We start from the raw sequence: 2,039 nt of genomic DNA on the forward strand, positions 1-2,039 counted from the left end.
CCGTCCTTAACCTTGTCGACGGCGACCTTGCCGGCGATGTCGTTCAAAATGGCGAGTGCGAAGGGAAGCGCCTGGCCCATGCCGGAGGCGGTGATGATGTTGCCATCGACGATCACGGTACGCTCTCCAGCATGGCAGCCCTCGGGGAAGTTGCTGTCAAAACCTGGGAAGCACGTGGCGCGATGCCCCTCCAAAACGCCCAGTTCGGCCAAGATGAATGGGGCGGCGCAAATGGCGGCGACGTGTTTGGTGGCGGCGAACTCGCGCACGAGCTCGCAGACGCGCTCATTGGCGCGCAGGTTCGTGGCTCCGGGGAGTCCTCCGGGGAGCACGATGTAGTCGTAGTCCGAGAAGTCGATCTCGTCGAGCATGGCGTCGCAGGTCACGGGAATCTGCTGGGAGGTGACCACATCGCGCGAGTCCATGATTGAGACGAGCGCGGTGCGAACGCCACCCCTTCTCAACACGTCGACGACGGTTAGGCATTCGATGGTCTCGAAACCATCTGCGGCGAGTACGGCAACTCCGGCCATGGCAGGTCCTCTCGATTGGGTGCAGCGATGCCGGACTTATACCCGATTCGCCCGCGCCCATATCAATGACGCACATGGTGCAATTGGGGACGTGTCTATGCGCGGGTGAGCCTTACGACGGTCTCGCAATGGAAGGTCTGCGGGAACAGGTCGACAGGTGTTGCCCAGACCGGGCGGAAGGTGCCCTCCTCGACAAAGCGGCGCAAGTCCCTGGCGAGGGTGGCGAGGTCGCATGACACGTAAGCGACGTCGCGGGCGCTCGTGGATGCGATGAGGTCGATCGCCTCGGGCGCAAGGCCGGCTCGCGGCGGGTCGACAACGAGTACGTCGGCGTCCTCGTCGGGGAACTCGCGCACGGCGTCGCCGCCGATCACATCGACGTTGGTGAGGTTGGCGATGTCGAGGTTGCGGCGCAGGTCGCGCACGGCGGGTCCATAAGACTCGACGGCGCTCACGAAATCGCAGCGGCGGGCGAGCGGCAGGGTGAAGGTGCCGGCGCCGCAGTACAGGTCGATACCGAGCTCGTTGGGCTGTGGGTCCAGCGCCTCCATGACCAGGTCGATGAGGATCTCGGCCGCCTTGGTGTTTACCTGGAAGAACGAGGGCGCGGACAGGCGCATGTTCTCCTCGCCGATCTTCTCGGTCCAGGAACCTTCGCCGGCGAGAGCCTCGACGCCGGCCACGCGGCGGGCGCGCTTTTCTCCCTTGGACATGACGCGTACCACACTTGTGGCGCGCACGGCATCACCCAACACGCGTGAGACCTGGGCGCGCGGGAACGCTCCGGTGGGGGTCCACAGGGCGACTTCTAGCGCGCCGGTGCGACGGCTTGAGCGGATGCCGACGCGTTCAAGTTCGAGGTCACGAGAATTGCCGAGGAAGCCGAGGGCTCCCGTGACGGCTTTGATCGCCTTGGCGTGTTTCTTGCTGAAGAGGGGGCAGGTGTCAACTTTGATGATCTGGTTCGGATCACGTCCATGAAGGCCAAGGCGGAACTTACCGTTTTCGCGGATGGGGGCGAGCTCGATCTTATTGCGGTATCCCCAGGGCTCTTTGGCATGGCGAATGGGGCGCATGAGAGCGGAGACCTCATCTGCAGAGAATTTACCGATGCGCATGAGGGCACTGCGGAGGTTTTCCTCCTTGGCTTCGAGTTGTGCGTCATATGCCAGGCCGCCCCACGGGCACCCCCCGCAGATGCCGGCAAAGGGACAGGGAGAGTGCTCGCGCATAGGGGAGGGCTCGATGACTTCTTCGACGGTGGCGCGGGAGAACGAAGGACCGTTCTCCGTGATGCGGGCTTCAACCGTATCCCCGATGAGGCCACCAGACACGAAGACCGCCTTCCCCTCATCCGTGTGGGCGAGTCCGTTCGGTCCGTAGGTCATGGTTTCGATGCTGAGCCTCATAGCGCCTCCTGTGGAGCGTTTTCGAATGAGCCAAGTATTGCAGTTCGGGGGGCATATCCGCGCCATGGCGCACAAAATTGGCCGCATATACGCGGCC

The 2,039-nt window shown here is 63.5% G+C and carries 2 protein-coding genes; both read right to left on the reverse strand.

Annotation, left to right across the window (positions count from 1 at the left end):
* Window positions 1-533: DJ-1 family glyoxalase III (locus tag ACT8II_RS05040; RefSeq protein ID WP_443813181.1), on the reverse strand; the 533-nt coding region annotated here is incomplete at its 3' end.
* Between the two features lie 95 nt (window positions 534-628).
* Window positions 629-1,942, reverse strand: coding sequence for a 23S rRNA (uracil(1939)-C(5))-methyltransferase RlmD (rlmD, locus tag ACT8II_RS05045; RefSeq protein WP_443813183.1), 1,314 nt, complete (start codon window positions 1,940-1,942; stop codon window positions 629-631).
* Window positions 1,943-2,039 lie beyond the last annotated feature (97 nt).

The organism is Collinsella sp. (assembly GCF_052346665.1).
GTDB lineage: Bacteria > Actinomycetota > Coriobacteriia > Coriobacteriales > Coriobacteriaceae > Collinsella.